The organism is Serratia sp. P2ACOL2, from assembly GCF_003691565.1.
GTDB classification, from domain to species: domain Bacteria; phylum Pseudomonadota; class Gammaproteobacteria; order Enterobacterales; family Enterobacteriaceae; genus Serratia; species Serratia liquefaciens.
Window position 1 is genome coordinate 4,610,385 of the sequence record NZ_CP033162.1, and the last position, 16,440, is coordinate 4,626,824.

General features: G+C 57.4%; 16 protein-coding genes. 9 read left to right on the top strand and 7 right to left on the bottom strand.

Annotation, left to right across the window (positions count from 1 at the left end):
• Nucleotides 1-7 precede the first annotated feature (7 nt).
• Genes EBA31_RS22210 through EBA31_RS22225 form a run of 4 tightly spaced genes read left to right on the top strand, consistent with a single transcriptional unit; the run spans nucleotide 8 to nucleotide 4,707 of the window.
• Nucleotides 8-1,378 (top strand): sucrose-specific PTS transporter subunit IIBC, encoded by a 1,371-nt coding sequence (locus tag EBA31_RS22210; protein ID WP_020828643.1) that lies wholly within the window; start codon nucleotides 8-10, stop codon nucleotides 1,376-1,378.
• Nucleotides 1,378-2,787 (top strand): sucrose-6-phosphate hydrolase, encoded by a 1,410-nt coding sequence (locus EBA31_RS22215; RefSeq protein WP_122080675.1) that lies wholly within the window; start codon nucleotides 1,378-1,380, stop codon nucleotides 2,785-2,787. Before EBA31_RS22210 ends, EBA31_RS22215 begins: the two co-directional genes overlap by 1 nt.
• Before the next feature lie 21 nt (nucleotides 2,788-2,808).
• Nucleotides 2,809-3,852 carry a LacI family DNA-binding transcriptional regulator gene (locus EBA31_RS22220; protein WP_122080237.1) on the top strand — a complete coding sequence of 348 codons (1,044 nt, stop codon included), beginning with the start codon at nucleotides 2,809-2,811 and terminating at the stop codon, nucleotides 3,850-3,852.
• A gap of 36 nt (nucleotides 3,853-3,888) precedes the next feature.
• On the top strand, nucleotides 3,889-4,707 hold the full coding sequence (locus EBA31_RS22225; protein ID WP_122080238.1) for a shikimate 5-dehydrogenase: 819 nt from the start codon (nucleotides 3,889-3,891) through the stop codon (nucleotides 4,705-4,707).
• A gap of 50 nt (nucleotides 4,708-4,757) precedes the next feature.
• Here EBA31_RS22225 and EBA31_RS22230 read toward each other — a convergent pair whose 3' ends face one another.
• The 4 genes from EBA31_RS22230 to exbB all read right to left on the bottom strand — a co-directional run bounded on the left by EBA31_RS22230 (nucleotide 4,758) and on the right by exbB (nucleotide 6,850).
• Entirely contained in the window at nucleotides 4,758-5,051 is a 294-nt protein-coding gene (locus tag EBA31_RS22230) for a type II toxin-antitoxin system RelE/ParE family toxin (RefSeq protein ID WP_122080676.1), read from the bottom strand.
• Nucleotides 5,051-5,311 carry a type II toxin-antitoxin system ParD family antitoxin gene (locus EBA31_RS22235; RefSeq protein ID WP_046372621.1) on the bottom strand — a complete coding sequence of 87 codons (261 nt, stop codon included), beginning with the start codon at nucleotides 5,309-5,311 and terminating at the stop codon, nucleotides 5,051-5,053. The genes EBA31_RS22230 and EBA31_RS22235 overlap by 1 nt, the downstream gene beginning before the upstream one ends.
• Before the next feature lie 138 nt (nucleotides 5,312-5,449).
• Nucleotides 5,450-5,872, bottom strand: a complete 423-nt coding sequence (gene exbD, locus EBA31_RS22240; protein ID WP_122080239.1) for a TonB system transport protein ExbD — start codon at nucleotides 5,870-5,872, stop codon at nucleotides 5,450-5,452.
• A gap of 3 nt (nucleotides 5,873-5,875) precedes the next feature.
• Entirely contained in the window at nucleotides 5,876-6,850 is a 975-nt protein-coding gene (exbB, locus tag EBA31_RS22245; RefSeq protein WP_122080240.1) for a tol-pal system-associated acyl-CoA thioesterase, read from the bottom strand.
• A 458-nt stretch (nucleotides 6,851-7,308) separates the two neighbouring features.
• On the opposite strand from exbB, the gene metC reads away from it, so the two are divergent.
• Both metC and EBA31_RS22255 read left to right on the top strand, forming a co-directional pair.
• The gene (metC, locus tag EBA31_RS22250) at nucleotides 7,309-8,505 is read left to right on the top strand and encodes a cystathionine beta-lyase (protein ID WP_122080241.1); all 1,197 of its coding nucleotides are present in this window, start codon (nucleotides 7,309-7,311) and stop codon (nucleotides 8,503-8,505) included.
• A 154-nt stretch (nucleotides 8,506-8,659) separates the two neighbouring features.
• A complete protein-coding gene (locus EBA31_RS22255) occupies nucleotides 8,660-9,322 on the top strand; it encodes a DedA family protein (protein WP_020828652.1) in 663 nt (220 codons plus the stop codon).
• A gap of 26 nt (nucleotides 9,323-9,348) precedes the next feature.
• On the opposite strand, the gene EBA31_RS22260 is transcribed toward EBA31_RS22255, so the two are convergent.
• Nucleotides 9,349-10,269 carry a LysR family transcriptional regulator gene (locus EBA31_RS22260; RefSeq protein ID WP_122080242.1) on the bottom strand — a complete coding sequence of 307 codons (921 nt, stop codon included), beginning with the start codon at nucleotides 10,267-10,269 and terminating at the stop codon, nucleotides 9,349-9,351.
• A gap of 108 nt (nucleotides 10,270-10,377) precedes the next feature.
• Between EBA31_RS22260 and EBA31_RS22265 the strand changes: the two genes are divergently transcribed.
• Nucleotides 10,378-11,406 carry an NAD(P)-dependent alcohol dehydrogenase gene (locus tag EBA31_RS22265; RefSeq protein WP_122080243.1) on the top strand — a complete coding sequence of 343 codons (1,029 nt, stop codon included), beginning with the start codon at nucleotides 10,378-10,380 and terminating at the stop codon, nucleotides 11,404-11,406.
• A 20-nt stretch (nucleotides 11,407-11,426) separates the two neighbouring features.
• Here EBA31_RS22265 and EBA31_RS22270 read toward each other — a convergent pair whose 3' ends face one another.
• Nucleotides 11,427-12,314, bottom strand: coding sequence for an AraC family transcriptional regulator (locus EBA31_RS22270; protein ID WP_218167687.1), 888 nt, complete (start codon nucleotides 12,312-12,314; stop codon nucleotides 11,427-11,429).
• Between the two features lie 222 nt (nucleotides 12,315-12,536).
• Here EBA31_RS22270 and yqhD point away from each other — a divergent pair, with 222 nt between their 5' ends.
• Nucleotides 12,537-13,700 carry an alcohol dehydrogenase gene (gene yqhD, locus EBA31_RS22275; RefSeq protein WP_020828656.1) on the top strand — a complete coding sequence of 388 codons (1,164 nt, stop codon included), beginning with the start codon at nucleotides 12,537-12,539 and terminating at the stop codon, nucleotides 13,698-13,700.
• Between the two features lie 268 nt (nucleotides 13,701-13,968).
• Nucleotides 13,969-14,793, top strand: a complete 825-nt coding sequence (gene dkgA / locus EBA31_RS22280; protein ID WP_046372615.1) for a 2,5-didehydrogluconate reductase DkgA — start codon at nucleotides 13,969-13,971, stop codon at nucleotides 14,791-14,793.
• Between the two features lie 48 nt (nucleotides 14,794-14,841).
• Here the strand turns inward: dkgA and EBA31_RS22285 are convergent, their stop codons facing one another.
• A complete protein-coding gene (locus tag EBA31_RS22285) occupies nucleotides 14,842-16,290 on the bottom strand; it encodes an amidohydrolase family protein (RefSeq protein WP_122080244.1) in 1,449 nt (482 codons plus the stop codon).
• Nucleotides 16,291-16,440: the final 150 nt, after the last annotated feature.

Consider the following 16,440-nt stretch of genomic DNA (forward strand, 5'->3'; position numbering starts at 1 on the left):
AGTGAACATGGACATAACCGCAACCGCCAACGCGCTATTGCCGCTGCTCGGCGGTAAAGAAAATATCGCCAGTGCCGCCCACTGCGCCACGCGCCTGCGTCTGGTGCTGGTGGATGACAGCAAGGTAGACAAAGTGGCGATCGGCAAGCTGGACGGGGTGAAAGGCTGCTTTAGCAACGCCGGGCAGATCCAGGTGATTTTCGGTACCGGGCTGGTCAACAAGGTGCACGCGGAATTTATCAAAGCGGCCGGCGTCAGCGAATCCAGTAAATCGGAAGCCGCCGATATAGCCGCTAAAAAACTTAATCCGCTGCAACGTATCGCCCGCCTGCTGTCGAATATCTTCGTGCCGATCATTCCGGCCATCGTCGCCTCCGGCCTGCTGATGGGCCTGCTCGGCATGGTGAAAACCTACGGCTGGGCCGATGCCAACAGCGCCCTGTTCGTGATGCTGGACATGTTCAGTTCGGCGGCGTTCATCATTTTACCGATCCTGATCGGTTTCACCGCGGCGCGCGAGTTCGGCGGTAACCCCTATCTGGGTGCCACGCTCGGCGGCATTCTGACGCATCCGGCGCTGACCAACGCCTGGGGCGTGGCCGGTGGTTTCCATACCATGGATTTCTTCGGGCTGGAGATCGCCATGATCGGCTATCAGGGCACGGTATTCCCGGTGCTGCTGACGGTGTGGTTTATGAGCGTACTGGAAAAACAGCTGCGCAAGGTGATCCCCAACGCGCTGGATTTGATCCTGACGCCGTTCCTGACGGTGGTGATCTCCGGTTTCGTCGCCATGCTGTTTATCGGCCCCGCCGGGCGCGCACTGGGTGACGGCATCTCCTTTGTCCTCAGCACGTTGATTACCCACGCCGGTTGGTTTGCCGGCTTGCTGTTCGGCGGCCTCTATTCCGCTATCGTGATCACCGGCATTCACCACAGCTTCCACGCCGTCGAAGCCGGACTGCTCGGTAACCCGAATATCGGCGTTAACTTCCTGCTGCCGATCTGGTCAATGGCCAACATCGCCCAGGGTGGCGCCTGTCTGGCGGTGTATTTCAAAACCCGTGACGCAAAAATCAAAGCCATTGCGGTACCTTCGGCCTTTTCCGCCATGCTTGGCATTACCGAAGCGGCGCTTTTCGGCATCAACCTGCGCTTTGTGAAACCGTTTTTGGCGGCTCTGGCGGGCGGTGCGCTCGGTGGAGCCTGGGTGGTGGCCAATCATGTCGGCATGAACGCCGTCGGGCTCACGGCCATTCCGGGAATGGCAATCGTGCAGGCCAGTTCGCTGGTGAGTTATATCATTGGTCTGGTGATCGCCTTTGGCAGCGCCTTTACCCTCTCGTTGTTGCTGAAATACAAAACGGACAGTGAATGATGGAAGAACTAAACCTGATGAAACAGGCCGTTCAGGCGATGATGAGCGGCATGCCCAAGGCGCTGCGCGATCCGCACCGACCGGCGTGGCACCTGGCCCCCAGCGTCGGGCTGCTCAACGATCCCAACGGCTTTATTCAGCATAACGGGGTTTACCACCTGTTCTATCAGTGGAACCCGCTGGGCTGCGATCACCGCAACAAATGCTGGGGTCACTGGCAGTCGACGGATCTGGTCCACTGGCAGCACCAACCGGTGGCGCTGGTGCCGGGAGCCTGCTACGACAGCCATGGCTGTTATTCCGGCTCGGCGGTAGTGGCAGACGGCAAAATCATGCTGGCCTACACCGGCAACGTAAAATATCCCGACGGCTCGCGCACCGCCTATCAATGCCTGGCCCAGGAAAATGCTCACGGCGGTTATGACAAGCTCGGGCCTGTATTGCCGCTGCCGCCGGGTTATAGCGGCCACGTGCGCGATCCGAAGGTCTGGCGCCATCAGGACAACTGGTACATGGTGCTCGGCGCCCGTGACCTGCAGGATCGCGGTAAGGTTTTACTGCTGCGTTCCGCCGAGCTGCGCAACTGGCAGTTGCTGGGTGAAATCGCCGGCTCACAGCTGAACGGCATCGGTGACTTCGGCTATATGTGGGAATGCCCGGATCTGTTTACGCTGGACGGTGCCGAGGTGCTTATCTGCTGTCCGCAAGGCCTGGCGGCGGAGGCCGAACGCTATCTCAATGTTTACCAGGCGGGGTATTTCACCGGCAGGCTGGACTATCGACAGGCCACTTTCGACCATCAGGATTTCCACGAACTGGATGCCGGGTTTGAATTCTACGCGCCGCAGACCACCCTGACCGAAGACGGTCGCCGGCTACTGGTTGGCTGGATGGGCGTGCCGGAGCAAGACGAGGATTGCCACCCGACCCTGCAGTATGGCTGGATCCATATTCTGACCTGCCCACGGGAGCTGTCGTTGCATAACGGCAGACTCTGCCAACGTCCGGCACGTGAACTGCAACAGCTGAGGGGCGAAAACCGCCAATGGCAGGGCACCGCCGACGACGCGCCCTGCTGGCCTATCGACAGCGCGGAACTGCTGCTGGCGCCAAACGGCGCGTTCAACGCCGACTTTGGCGGGGCGATGACCCTGAATTGGGATGGCACCGTGCTGCGGCTGACGCGCAACAACTTGCGCAGCGGGCAGCCGGAACACCGTTACTGGCGCGGTGAGCTGACTCAGCTGCAGATATTGTTCGACCGTTCGAGCGTGGAGATTTTTATCAATCACGGCGAAGCGACCATGAGTTCGCGCTACTTCCCCGGCCCACAACCCTTGCTACACCTGAGCGGTAAAGCGCAGCTGGCGCTCGAGCACTGGTCGCTGACGCCATGCATGCTAGAATGACGCATCCTTCGATGAATTCAGATGCCGTCAGTGAAAAAAAATAAACGCATAACCATCAGTGATATTGCCGCACTGGCCGGCGTGTCGAAATCGACCGCCAGCCTGGTGCTTAATGGCCGCAGCAAGGAGTATCGGGTGTCCGACGATACCCGCGATCGCATCCTGGCGCTGGCTGGCGAGCACCATTACCAGCCCAGCTTCCATGCCCGCTCGCTGCGTTCCTCCCGCAGCCATACTCTGGGGCTGGTGGTGCCGGAAATGACCAACTACGGTTTTGCGGTGATTTCACGCGAGCTGGAAACCCTGTGCCGCGAGGCCGGTTTGCAGTTGCTGATCGCCTGTACCGACGAAAACCCGGCGCAGGAAATGATGGCGGTGAACAGCCTGGTGCAGCGTCAGGTCGACGGCCTGATTGTCGCCTCCAGCCAGCTCAACGATGCGGAATACCAAAAGATTAACGCCAGCCTGCCAGTAGTGCAGATGGACCGCTTGATTACCGGCTCCGAACTGCCGCTGGTGATCACCGACTCGCTGACCTCGACCGCTACGCTGGTGGAGAACGTCGCGCGCCAGCATCCTGACGAGTTCTATTTCCTTGGCGGGCAACCGCGCATCTCGCCAACCCGCGATCGATTGGCCGGTTTTCAGCTCGGCCTTGAGCGCGCCGGCGTGGTGTGTAAACCGGAATGGATCATCAACGGCAATTATCACCCCAGCTCCGGCTACGAGATGTTCGCCCAGTTGTGCGCACAGTTGGGCCGTCCGCCAAAAGCGTTATTTACCGCCGCCTGTGGTCTGCTGGAAGGGGTGTTGCGCTACCTGAATCAGCACCAGTTGATGGAGAGCGACCTGCATTTGTGCAGTTTCGACGATCACTACCTGTTCGATGGCCTGACGCTGAAAATCGACACCGTGGCCCAAGACTGTCGTGCCCTGGCGCAACACAGCTTCGACATGGTCAGCGCGCTGATTGACGAGCGGCCCCTGGAACAGAACGCGCTTTACCTGCCGGGCAATATCCACTGGCGCCACGCCGGTTCGAAGGCGCTGCTCGGCCAGCCCTGACTTGAGGTTTTTCTTTTTCCGCTTAAGGAGCTCAGCATGAGCCGTGAGATTAACAAAGATACCCAGCTGTGCATGTCGCTGGCCGGTCGCCCAGGCAACTTCGGTACTCGCTTTCATAACTATCTGTATCAGGAACTGGATCTGAACTTTATCTACAAGGCGTTCACTACCCAGGATATCCAGGCGGCAGTGGGCGGCGTACGGGCTTTGGGCATCCGTGGTTGCGCGGTTTCCATGCCGTTCAAAGAGAGCTGCATCCCTTTCCTCGATGAGCTGGACGCTTCCGCAACGGCGATTGAATCGGTCAATACCATCGTCAATGACGCCGGTTTTTTGCGGGCCTATAACACGGATTATATCGCCATCGCCAAATTGCTGGCCCAGTACCAAATCCCGACAGAAACCGCCTTTGCCCTGCGCGGCAGCGGCGGTATGGCAAAAGCGGTGACCGCGGCACTGCGTGACGCCGGTTTTAAAAATGGCTATATCATCGCCCGTAACCCGCAGGCCGGACAGGCTCTGGCCAGTGCATACGGCTATCAGTGGCAGGCACAAGTCGATGAGCTAAAAGTGGATATGGTGATCAACGTAACGCCAATCGGCATGGCCGGCGGTGCAGAAGCGGAGCAATTGGCTTTCGCGCCCGCGACTGTCGATGCGGCGAAAATCGTCTTCGACGTGGTGGCACTGCCTGCGGAAACCCCGCTGGTCCGTTACGGACGTGAGCACGGCAAACAGGTGATTACCGGGGCAGAAGTGATTGCGTTGCAGGCGCTGGAACAGTTTGTCCTCTACACCGGCGTACGTCCTACCGATGAGCAAATCGCCCGTGCTGCAGCGCACGCTCGCGGTTAAAAACGCTAAACAACGCCAGGGCCGCGGTTCGTTTGAGCGGCCTTGATGGCCTAGCGATGAGCCAGCAGACGCAAAATATTTCTCGCACCGTGAAGTACTCGCTCGATCCTGACATTACGTTGTATCGCTGTGAAAACGATTAGGTATTTGCCGTAGGCGCTGATCCTGACGTCCCGGCCAAGCTCAGGTCGCTTTTGGTAGGTTTCCGGCGACTCGCCGATTCGCTGGCATTGTTTATACAGTTCAGAAATAAAACTCAGCGCCCGGGCCGGGTTATCCTGTGCAATATGATCGCCAATACTTTCAATGTCATATATCGCTGCCGGCGATATTGTTAGCCTAATCAGTCACTTCCGTTATCCACCATCCGTTGGTATTTAGCCCGCAAGCGCGCAAACGCCTCATCCGCCGGGACTCCCTCACCACTTTCAACTCCCTGTACAATGGCCACTTGCAACTCTTCAATTTTCATCGCTCGCTCATGTTCTTCAAGCAGACGCAGCCCTGCCCGTATCACTTCGCTGACGTTGCCGTAACGTCCGCTGTCAATTTGCTCATGAACGAACTTTTCAAAATGAGGGCTTAAAGCAATGCTGGTTGGCATGGCCGACTCCGGAAAGTAGTGTTAATTACTATCTATTAGTATTTTCATTTGTCGGCAATGCGTCAAGCCCCGGTACAAAATTCAGTCAATAAAAAAGGGCGCCTGAGCGCCCTTCTAATCCTGGGTGATACCAGCCCGCTACTTGCCGGTGCCTTCCATCCCCACCAGCCCCACTTTCAGGTAGCCGGCTTTACGCAGCGTATCCATTACGCTCATCAGCGTTTCGTAGTCCACGCTCTTATCCGCCTGGAAGAAGATGGTGGTCTCTTTGTTCGCCTGCGTCCGTTGATCCAGCACCGACGTCAGTTGATCTGCACTGACCGCCTGCTCACCAACGTAGAGCTGTTTGTCCGCTTTCACCGACAGGAACACCGGTTTTTCCGGACGCGGCTGAGGTTTGGCGGAGGACGCCGGGAGATCGACACGGATATCTACCGTTGCCAGCGGCGCGGCCACCATAAAGATGATCAACAGCACCAGCATGACGTCGATAAACGGCGTCACGTTGATTTCATGCAGTTCGCCGCTGTCGTCCAGATCTTCATTTAAGCGCATCGCCATAACTCACCCCACCCGCAGTTGGTGTGAATGCTGTGAGCGTTTGGCTTCCGCCGTGGCGGCCAGATCCAAATCACGGCCCAGCAACAGCAGAACCTGTGCCGCTACGTCGCCAACCTGAGCGCGGTGACCACTGATCACACGCGCAAAGATGTTATAAATCACCACCGCAGGAATAGCGGCGACCAGGCCCAGCGCGGTAGCCAGCAGCGCTTCTGCGATGCCGGGCGCAACCACGGCCAGGTTGGTGGTTTGTGAGTGGGCGATGCCGATAAAGCTGTTCATGATGCCCCAAACGGTACCGAACAGACCGACAAACGGCGAAATGGCACCGATGGTCGCCAGGAAGCCATTGCCGCGTCCCATGTTACGGCTGTAGCCCGCTACGCGACGCTCCAGACGGAAACCGGTACGTTCCTTGATGCCGTTGTTGTCGTTGGACGCCGCCGACAGCTCCAGTTCGTTTTGCGCATCGTTCAGCAACACGGAGCTGATGCTTTCTTCCGAGAAGCTCTGCGCCAATTCGGACGCTTCGTCCAGCGAGCGTACGTTGGCCAACGCCAGCTGTTCGCGGCGCAGACGGCGCTTGGCGCGGAACAGTTCGCTGCCCTTGGAGAACAGGATGGTCCAGGTGACGATAGACGCCAGCACCAGGCCGATCATCACGATTTTCACCACGATGTCCGCATGCTGGTACATACCCCAGACGGACAGGTCCATACCGCGGGTTTCCGGCGGCTGGATGGTCGGTTGCGGGTTGACCGGAGTGAGGGTTTCAGGCGCTGCCGCGGCAGGCGCGCTGGCAGCCGGAGCCACGCTTTCGGTAACGGCCGGATTAGTCGCCGGTGCCGCATGAGCACTGCCGGCCAGACCTGCCACCAATACCATTGAAGCTAACAGACCACGGCCGAACGCCTGGCCCCATTGCGCCCGGCCCTGACCGAACGATCCTTGATTTAAATTCTTGCCAGCCGTTTTCACGCTGTGCCTCCACCCGTTACCGATCAAAATTGAGGAATAATTCAGCGTGCGATCATATCAAACCAATCAGGGATTGATAGTAGTTCTCATTATTATTTACCAAATAATCGGGAAAATTACTCCTGCGGCGCACTTATGGCTCCCTGGCGAACCCATTCGCCGCCTGTTCGAGCCTATATGTACCCTTTATAGGGCTATTTCGTCACTTTTACCGCACAGGGCTGCAACAAAGACAGGGGATTTGTCGCATTTTACTGTTACATCCCGGTCTCACCGATAAACCCACTTGGTTATCGCCGTCAGGCAGAAGGATGGCATGCGAGAGCACGATTGGGCAGAAGATTATAGCCGTTTCTACATTTGGATGTTAAAACGTCTGGATGGCTATAAGGTGTCATGCTAACGTAAGGGCTATTGCAAATGGCCCGTGAAGATCAAGCAAAGGTGAGCCCGCTCCTATGACGTCTAAAAACATCGAAACTACCCTGATTGGCGCCGGGCGCAGCAAGCGCTATACCCAGGGCTCCGTCAACCCCGTCACCCAACGCGCTTCTTCATTGGTATTTGACTCCGTGGCGGCCAAAAAAGAGGCCACCGCCAAACGTGCTCATGGCGAGCTGTTTTACGGCCGACGCGGCACCCTGACCCACTTCGCGTTGCAGGATGCGATGGTCGAGCTGGAGGGCGGCGCAGGCTGCGTGCTCTATCCTTGCGGCGCGGCGGCGGTCTCCAACGCCATTCTGTCCTTTGTCGGCGCGGGCGACCATCTGCTGATGACCGGCTCCGTCTATGAGCCGACGCAGGACTTTTGTACCCATATTCTGAGCCGCATGAATGTGGAAACCACCTATTTCGACCCGCTGATCGGCGCCGATATCGCCGGACTGATTCAACCCAATACCCGTGTGGTGTTCCTTGAATCACCCGGCTCGATCACTATGGAGATCCAGGATATCCCGGCGATGGTGCAGGCGATTCGCGCCGTGGCACCTGAAGTGGTGATCATGATCGATAACACCTGGGCGGCCGGCATCTTGTTCAAGGCGCTGGATTTTGATATCGACATTTCGATTCAGGCTGGCACCAAATATATTATCGGCCATTCCGATTACATGCTCGGCACCGCCGTGGCTAACGAGCGCTGTTGGGACCAACTGCGTGAATACTCTTATTTGATGGGCCAGATGGTAGACGCCGATACCGCTTATATGGCCAGCCGCGGTTTGCGCACCCTGGGCATACGCCTGAAGCAGCACCAGCAGAGCAGCATCGAAGTCGCCCATTGGCTGGCCCAGAGACCAGAGGTGGCGGTGGTCAATCACCCGGCGCTGCCTGGTTGCAAGGGCCACGAGTTTTACCTGCGCGATTTCAACGGCTGCAACGGCCTGTTTTCTTTCGTGCTGAAAAAGCGCCTGAGCGACGTGCAGTTAGCCGAGTTTCTCGATAATTTCAGCCACTTCAGCATGGCCTATTCCTGGGGCGGCTTTGAATCCTTGATCCTGGCTAACCAACCGGAAGAACTGGAAGCCATTCGCCCAGCGGGTGGCATAGACTTCTCCGGTACTCTGGTACGCCTGCATATCGGCCTGGAAAATGTGCAGGATCTGATCGCCGATCTCGCCGCCGGGTTCGACCGAATTGCCAATACGCGCTAACAGAACGCCTGCTTGCATCGGCAACTTTATTCGCCTTGTTTAATGTGTGCTTAAGCTATTAGCGTTACACTAGGCGGGTAACTGTCAGATACGGCCAACACTGTGCCCTGGATACCCTGAAGCCAGGCGCAACCGGTATGCAACAGGATAAATAATGGATGTATTACGAGAGATTGTTCATGCGCTTTGGCAGCAGGACTTCATTGCCCTTGCCGATCCCAGCGTAATTTGGGTGGTTTATGCGGTGCTTTTCACCACTCTATTTTTAGAAAACGGACTACTGCCAGCTTCCTTCTTACCCGGCGACAGCCTGCTGCTGTTATCCGGCGCGCTGATCGCCAAAGGCGTGATGGCCTTTGTGCCGACGCTGATCATTTTGACCGTCGCCGCCAGCCTGGGCTGCTGGCTGAGCTACCTGCAGGGCCGTTGGTTGGGCCATACCAATCTGGTCAAAGGCTGGTTGCTGCAACTGCCCGCTCAGTATCACCAACGTGCACACAACCTGTTTAACCGCCATGGCCTGACGGCGCTGGTCATCGGCCGTTTTCTGGGTTTTGTTCGCACCCTGCTGCCCACCATGGCCGGGATTTCTGGCCTGAACAGCACCCGTTTTCAGTTCTTTAACTGGCTAAGCGCGGTGATTTGGGTTGGTGCAGTGGTCGGCCTCGGCTACGCCTTCAGCCAGATCCCTTTGGTTAAACGCTATGAGAGCCAGGTGATGACCGGGCTGATGATCCTGCCGTTGGTGCTGCTGCTGGTTGGCCTGCTGGGCGGCATGCTGGTTATCTGGCGTAAAAAACGCGCCGCCTCTTCCTGATACCCAGACGGGCGGCCATCGTCGCCCTAAAGCGCTTTTTCAACCAACGCCAGGCTGGGAGGCAGCTTGCTCACCAGCGTATCCACCGCCAATCGAACCTTCAAAGGCAAATGCGGCGTTTGCGGCCAAACCGCGTGAACGTCGAATGACATGCCGGGCCGATTGCGCATCAGCCTGACCAATTCCCCTTTCAACAACGCTTCGCGCACCAGCCAGCAAGGTAACCAGGCTATGCCAAACCCCGCTACCGTGGCATCCGCAATCGCCTGCAGGTCATCCATCTGTAACCCTTTCTTCGGTATCACCTCCTGCTCTTTTCCGCAGGCATCCAGAAGCGTCCAGTTAAGAACCACGCCGGCGCGCATGTAGGTCACCGCATCATGTTGTGCCAACTGTTCGAGGGTTTTGGGTTCGCCGCTGCGCAACAGATATTCCGGAGCCGCGCACAATGTCATACGGTGGTCGCCAACGCGCCGTGCCACCAACCCACTGCTACTGACCAGCGTACCGTTGCGGATCGCCAGGTCAAAACCGTCCTCAATCAAATCCACCACGCGGTCGTTGAATGACAGCTCCAGCTCCAGCCCAGGATGCTCACGCGCCATACTGGTCAACAGCGGCGCAATGCACATGCGGCCAAACAGCACCGGCATCGACACCCTCAGCCTGCCGTTGACCTGCTGCTTCCCCGACTCCAGCAGCATTTCTGCGGTACGTATCTCTTCCAGTGCCCGCAGACAACGTTCGTAAAACAGCGCACCGTCGTCGGTCAGGCTCAGGCTGCGGGTCGTGCGATGAAACAAGCGAACGGCCAACCGTTGCTCCAGGCGGGCGATGGTTTTCCCCACCGCCGAACGCGAAAGGTGTAGCCGGCTGGCCGCCAGCGCAAAACTGCCTGCCTCCACCGCGGTGACAAATACCGAAATGCCGTTCAATCGATCGCTCATGATTTGTAGCCCTGAAAGAAACAATCAAAGGAAATCTTATCGCCACTGGCGAACTTCTATCAACGATATTATCAGCAGGTCTGTTTATCGCTGACTTTGGAGTCAATCATGGCCGAAACAATGCAACGCTGGACAATGGACGCCCTGGGGCGCCAACACCTGCAACTGAACGAAAGCGTCATACCGCAACCGGGACCGCACCAGATCAGAGTGAAAGTGAATGCGGTATCGCTCAATTACCGCGACAAACTGGTCATTGAAACCGGCATGGGACTAGAACTGCCGCAGCCCTTCACGCCAGCCTCCGACATGGCCGGTGAAGTCGACGCCATTGGGCCCGACGTCACCCGTTTTCAGCCCGGCGAACGGGTGATTTCCACCTTTAGCCCCGGCTGGATCGATGGCCGGCAAAAACCCTATGGTAATGCGCGCATCCCACCCTACCGCACTCTGGGCGGCTTTTATCAGGGCATGCTGGCGGAATACGTAGTGCTGCACGAAGACTGGTTGGCGGCTGCGCCCACCTCGCTGGACGATGCGCAGGCCAGTACCCTGCCCTGTGCCGGACTGACCGCCTGGTTCGCGCTGGTGGAACAGGGCCAGCTGCACGCCGGAGAATCGGTGCTGGTACAGGGCACTGGTGGCGTGGCTCTATTCGGGCTGCAAATCGCCAAAATGCTGGGTGCCGAGGTCTATGTTACCTCCGGCAGCGATGAAAAACTGGCGCGAGCCAAAGCCTTGGGTGCCGATCATGGCATTAACCGTCTGACTGCGGACTGGGTAGAAAGGGTGTACCAGTTGACCCAGGATCGCGGCATCGACCACGTGATTGACACCGTGGGTGGCCCTAATCTCGGTAATTCGGTACGCGCCGTTGCGGTGCACTGGCGTATCTCGGTGATCGGGGCGCTGGAGGGCTTTGAAGTTTCGGCTCCCGCAGGGCCGCTGCTGATGAAATCGCCGGTCATTCAGGGTATTGGTGTCGGCCACCGCCGCGCACTGGAAGATCTGGTGCGTGCGGTGGACGTTAATGCCCTACAGCCGGTGATCGACCAGCGCTACCGCTTTGATCAATTGCCGCAGGCGCTCGATCACCTCGATCGCGGAGCATTCGGTAAAATTGTGCTGACGCGCTGAATCACTGCCCGGCGGCGAGATTAACCTTCCATCATTAAAGGAGGGTTTTCGCGCAGTCGGGCAACTTCGTCACTCGGCGTCACGCCAAAGAAACGTTTGAACTCGCGGCTGAACTGCGAAGCGCTTTCGTAGCCGACACGGATCGCCGCGGTACTGGCTTTCAAACCGTCGTGTACCATCAGCAAACGCGCCTTGTGCAAGCGATAGGATTTCACATATTGCAGCGGCGAGGTGTTGGTCACCGCCTTGAAGTTATGGTGAAACGCCGAGATGCTCATATTCACCTCCCCCGCCAACTGCTCAACGTTGAGGTTGTCCGCATATTGGTTCTCAATACGCCGCAGCGCCTTGGCGATTTGGCTGAAGTGGGTATGGCGGTTAACCAATTCCTGCAATGAGGCGCCACAGGCTCCGCGCAGTACGTGGTAGAGAATTTCACGTACAATCTGCGGCCCCAGTACGCGTGCATCCAGCGGTTTGGCCATCACATCCAGCAGGCGTTCGGTAGCGCACAACAGTTCTTCCGACAGCTCGGCCAGGTTCACCCCGCTGCTTTCTCTGCGCGGCTTCACCAGGTAGTCGTCATCGCCGATGTCGATCAACAGGTCCTGCAGCATTTGGCTGTCGATGTTCACCGACAACCCCACCAGCGGCAATTCCGGGCTGGCGAAGGTTTCGCACTCAAACGGCAACGGCACCGTCATCAACAGATAATTGCGCGGGTCATACTGGAAAACCCGATTACCGCAGTAGCCGACCTTGTGCCCCTGGAAAATGATCACTACACCCGGCTCATACATCACCGGCTGGCGCGGGCAATGACGATCGACATAAAGAATTTTCACCAGCGGCACCGGCGAGGGCGTGTAACCGTTGCTCTCGGCAAAGCAGGCCGCCTGGCGCGCCATGCGGCCGCGCAGTTCATCGATTTCGCTCACGGAAACACCCTCTTACATTAAGAATAATTCGGCATAAATAATAGTTTAAAACTCTATTTTTCTACAACGCTTTGTAGGAATAGGCAAGACTCGGGCAGGAATGTGCATTGTGCTGCTGAGCCAAGTTACTGACAATACAGCTCAGATATTTTGCGCCAGCGGCGCTTGCCACATGCAGAAGAGAAATTACCCATGCAAAACTTTATTCTTCATACCCCAACCAAAATCCTGTTCGGCCAAGACCAAATCGCCGGCCTGGCACAGCAGATCCCTGCCGACGCACGCATTCTGATCACCTACGGTGGCGGCAGCGTGAAGAAAAATGGCGTGCTGGATCAGGTTTATGCCGCACTGGCGGGCCGCAACGTGCAGGAGTTTTCCGGCATTGAGCCTAACCCAACCTACGAAACGCTGATGAAAGCGGTCGAAGTGGTGCGCGCAGAGAATATCGATTTCCTGCTGGCGGTCGGCGGCGGCTCCGTGGTTGATGGCACCAAGTTTATTGCCGCAGCGGCCCATTATCAGGCGGATGCCGATCCATGGCACATCCTGAAAACCGTGGGCAGTGAAATCAAAGGCGCGGTGCCAATGGGCTGCGTACTGACACTGCCGGCCACCGGCTCTGAGTCCAACAGCGGCGCAGTGATCACCCGCAAAAGCAGCGGCGACAAACAGCATTTCTTCTCGCCACACGTGCAACCGCTGTTCGCGGTGCTGGATCCGGTAGTAACCTACTCTCTGCCGCCGCGCCAAATCGCCAATGGCGTAGTCGATGCCTTTGTCCACACCATTGAGCAGTACCTGACCTACCCGGTCGATGCCAAAGTGCAAGATCGCTTTGCCGAAGGCCTGCTGCTGACGCTGTTGGAAGATGGTCCGCGCGCGCTGTCCGAGCCGGAAAACTATGCGGTGCGCGCCAACGTGATGTGGAGCGCAACCATGGCCTTGAACGGTCTGATCGGCGCCGGTGTGCCGCAGGATTGGGCAACCCACATGCTGGGCCACGAATTGACCGCCATGCACGGTTTGGATCATGCCCAGACGCTGGCGATTGTTCTGCCTGCGCTGCTGATCGAGAAAAAAGCGCAGAAACGCGAAAAACTGCTGCAGTACGCCGACCGCGTTTGGGGCCTGCGCGATGGCAGTGAAGACAGCCGTATCGACGGTGCCATCGCCGCCACTCGTGCCTTCTTCGAACAAATGGGCGTACCGACCCGCATGGCGGATTACCAGCTCGACGGCAGCTCTATCCCGGCGTTGCTTGATAAACTGCATCAGCACGGCATGACAGCACTTGGCGAACATCAAGACATCACCCTCGAAGTCAGCCAACGCATTTATAACGCGGCGCGTTAATCGCAAACCGCCTATTTCCTGCTAGGCTTTAGTTTCAACTTCTCTCCTGCGCCCGACGCTTCATCGGGCGCAGTTCAATGCGCTATTCGCGCTGCCGATCCTCATCTGATTAACCCATGGGAGAAAACATGACCTGTAGCCGCCCTATCCCGACAGCGCTGGAATTTGGTTAGCAAACTCAGCACTCCCCCAATTTGCCAACTAGAATTTATTAATAGCCGTTTCCGGTGCATGCAGCACCGGGCAATCCGTTGACAAGGAGATACGCATGACAACGCAACAACCCATCATCAAACTCCACGATGGTAATCTGATGCCGCAGTTGGGTCTCGGCGTTTGGCAGGCGAGTATTTCAGAAACCACCCAGGCGGTGCTTAAAGCACTGGAGGTGGGCTATCGCTCGATCGATACCGCTGCAATCTACAAGAATGAGGAAGGGGTTGGCGCAGCGCTGCAATCCACCTCAATACCACGCGATGAGCTGTTTATCACCACCAAACTGTGGAACGACGATCAGGGCGACCCGCAAGGCGCGCTGGAAACCAGCCTGGAAAAACTCAAGTTGGATTACGTCGATCTGTATCTGATCCACTGGCCAAAGCCGCAGCAGGACCAATATGTCGACGCCTGGCGCGGGCTGATCAAACTGCGCGAGCAGGGGTTGGTCAAAAGCATCGGGGTATGCAATTTCCACACCCCGCACCTGCAGCGCCTGCTGGACGAAACCAATGTCGCACCGGTGATTAACCAAATCGAGCTGCACCCGTTGCTGCAACAGCGTCAGCTACGCGCCTGGAACGCAACCCACCATATTGCGACCGAATCCTGGAGCCCACTGGCACAGGGTGGCGAAGGGGTATTCGACCAACCGGTGATCAAAAACCTGGCGGAAAAATACGAGAAAACCCCGGCGCAAATCGTGGTGCGCTGGCACCTGGACAGCGGGCTGATCGTGATCCCGAAATCGGTCACGCCAGCGCGCATTCGTGAAAACTTCGAAGTCTTCGACTTCAAACTGGATAAAGACGAACTGGGCGAAATTGCCAAACTGGATATCGGCAACCGCCTGGGGCCGGATCCGGACTCACTGTAATCTCCCTGCGCCCGGCTTCGGTCGGGCGCAGCATCATCCAAAATACGCTTATCGGCGATAGGCCTCCGCCAGATTTACCGACGCTCTCCGCTCCGCCTCCCTAAGCCAGGCAACCGCTTCTGCTCCGGTGATCTCTGCGCGCCCGAGCGCCGCCTGCTGAATACGCGCCAGCGTCTGAGCGGCACGTTGCCGGATGGCGGCCATATCCTGTCCCACCAGTTCGCCATGCCGCTTGCGGATCTGGCCGTTGATGATCACCGTATCTACATCGGCGGCATGGGACTGCAACACGCTGCTCGCCCTTGGGAAAGAAGAAGGCACCATCGCCCGCTGATGTTTAAGCATAATCACATCGGCCTGTTTTCCCGGCGTCAGCGAACCAATACTTGTCTCCATTCCCAGCGCAGCCGCGCTGCCGTGGGTCGCCCAACGCAACGCATCCCCCACCGAGAGAGAAAGTTCAGAAACCACTTCCCCACGGATATGGTGCTGATGGTTATCCAGGCAGCGCTGGGTTTGCAGCCCCAGCCGCATCTGCGAAAACAGATCCCCAGACCCCACGCAGACAATGTCAGTGCTGATCGCCGGGGCTATCCCGTGATCCAGGCAGGCTCTGATGGGAGGAAAGCCCATGCCCATTTGCATTTCAGTTTCGGGGGCGATGCTGACTTTAGCGCCGGTTTTAGCCAACAGCCGCCATTCGGGATCGGTCAGACCGGAACAGTGAATATGCAGGTGACCGGGCTGCAGCAATTGATGATCGTCAAGCTCCTGTAACCCTTTCAATAACCGGCTATTCGGCAGTGCGCCGGTATGAGAAGCAATCAGGATATCCTGCTGCTGCGCCATGCGGATCTCCGCCGCAGTCTGCGTAAAGGGCACGGTGCCAAAATCGCTGAGCAAGGTCCCCATACGCAACAAACCCTGATCGTCGCTAAAATAACGCTCGCGCAATTCAGCGGCAAAATTGACGCGTTCTTGATGGCTGGAAAAACCGGCGGGCTGAAAATCATAAACCTGAAATCCATAGGAATACACACCACGGATACCGGATTGTTGCAGTGATTCGATCGCCGCGACGGCATGATCCGGGCTATTCACACAGTCACAGCAGTCGAGGATGGTTGTGACCCCGCTGTCTATGGCCTCGAGCGCCCCCACCAGGGTGGCAGTGGACAAATCCTCGGCGGTCACCAAGGCCCCCAGCCCATAAAACGTATTCGCCAGAAATTCCGGCAACGACATATCGCCGGAGATCCCCCGAAACAACGACATCCAGGTGTGGCGATGACTGTCGATCATACCCGGCAACACGATCGCACCACGCGCATCGATCACTTCGGCATCCAGATGACTAAACGCCTTTGCGTTTTCCGCCAGCGCTGCGATCCGGCCATTTTCAATCAGCAGCGCCCCCTGGGGCAGTTCCCCATACTCTGCATCCATGGTGATAATATGACCGCCAGTGATGACCTTACGATCGACCTGCATGCTCATGTTTTACCTCCTGATTACCCACTGGAAAACAGGCGTGCACAATGTCGGTGGTTTAATCACGGCAGACAGGCCGAACGACATAAATACGGCTACGCACATTCTTATGAATCTGCTCATCATTAGGAGCGCTGTTGCTACGGCGGGATGTTG

What these genes read in the sequence shown, in the direction of transcription:
- EBA31_RS22215 (WP_122080675.1), top strand. Translation starts at nt 1,378, where the DNA reads ATGGAAGAACTAAACCTGATGAAACAGGCCGTTCAGGCGATGATGAGC.
- EBA31_RS22255 (WP_020828652.1), top strand. Translation starts at nt 8,660, where the DNA reads ATGGATGTATTACGAGAGATTGTTCATGCGCTTTGGCAGCAGGACTTC.
- EBA31_RS22235 (WP_046372621.1), bottom strand. Translation starts at nt 5,311, where the DNA reads ATGCCAACCAGCATTGCTTTAAGCCCTCATTTTGAAAAGTTCGTTCAT.
- EBA31_RS22225 (WP_122080238.1), top strand. Translation starts at nt 3,889, where the DNA reads ATGAGCCGTGAGATTAACAAAGATACCCAGCTGTGCATGTCGCTGGCC.
- metC (WP_122080241.1), top strand. Translation starts at nt 7,309, where the DNA reads ATGACGTCTAAAAACATCGAAACTACCCTGATTGGCGCCGGGCGCAGC.
- EBA31_RS22265 (WP_122080243.1), top strand. Translation starts at nt 10,378, where the DNA reads ATGGCCGAAACAATGCAACGCTGGACAATGGACGCCCTGGGGCGCCAA.
- EBA31_RS22260 (WP_122080242.1), bottom strand. Translation starts at nt 10,269, where the DNA reads ATGAGCGATCGATTGAACGGCATTTCGGTATTTGTCACCGCGGTGGAG.
- yqhD (WP_020828656.1), top strand. Translation starts at nt 12,537, where the DNA reads ATGCAAAACTTTATTCTTCATACCCCAACCAAAATCCTGTTCGGCCAA.
- EBA31_RS22210 (WP_020828643.1), top strand. Translation starts at nt 8, where the DNA reads ATGGACATAACCGCAACCGCCAACGCGCTATTGCCGCTGCTCGGCGGT.
- EBA31_RS22220 (WP_122080237.1), top strand. Translation starts at nt 2,809, where the DNA reads ATGCCGTCAGTGAAAAAAAATAAACGCATAACCATCAGTGATATTGCC.
- exbD (WP_122080239.1), bottom strand. Translation starts at nt 5,872, where the DNA reads ATGGCGATGCGCTTAAATGAAGATCTGGACGACAGCGGCGAACTGCAT.
- dkgA (WP_046372615.1), top strand. Translation starts at nt 13,969, where the DNA reads ATGACAACGCAACAACCCATCATCAAACTCCACGATGGTAATCTGATG.
- EBA31_RS22285 (WP_122080244.1), bottom strand. Translation starts at nt 16,290, where the DNA reads ATGAGCATGCAGGTCGATCGTAAGGTCATCACTGGCGGTCATATTATC.
- EBA31_RS22270 (WP_218167687.1), bottom strand. Translation starts at nt 12,314, where the DNA reads ATGGCGCGCCAGGCGGCCTGCTTTGCCGAGAGCAACGGTTACACGCCC.